1 protein-coding gene is annotated in these 300 nt (G+C 72.7%); it reads left to right on the top strand.

The window, feature by feature from the left end:
- Window positions 1–300 (top strand): hypothetical protein (locus ADK64_RS13415; protein ID WP_159046226.1); only part of this gene is annotated, 300 nt, incomplete at both ends.

Here is a 300-nt window from a genome sequence, read left to right as displayed (position 1 = left end):
CCGCGACGCCTTCGAGGGCCTGCGCCTGATGGACGCCCTCATCGGTGTCAAGCGGGGGGTGCCCGGCGCGAAGCTGCCCGAACTCAAGCAGCGCCGGGTGCGGGGCACGGCCGCCGTCGAGGTCGAGGAGCGCCCGGAGGAGGGCCACGTCCGCTCCGACGTCGCCGTCGACAACCCCGTGCCGGCCCCGCCGTTCTGGGAGACCCGGATCGTCAAGGGCATCCAGCTCAAGGAGTACGCGTCCTGGCTGGACGAGGGCGCCCTGTTCAAGGGCCAGTGGGGGCTGAAGCAGGTCCGCAC

Origin of the sequence: Streptomyces sp. MMG1121, from assembly GCF_001280015.1 — a bacterium.
Lineage (GTDB): Bacteria > Actinomycetota > Actinomycetes > Streptomycetales > Streptomycetaceae > Streptomyces.
The sequence above is the reverse complement of the archived record's forward strand: the minus strand, read 5'-3'. Positions and strand labels throughout refer to the sequence as shown.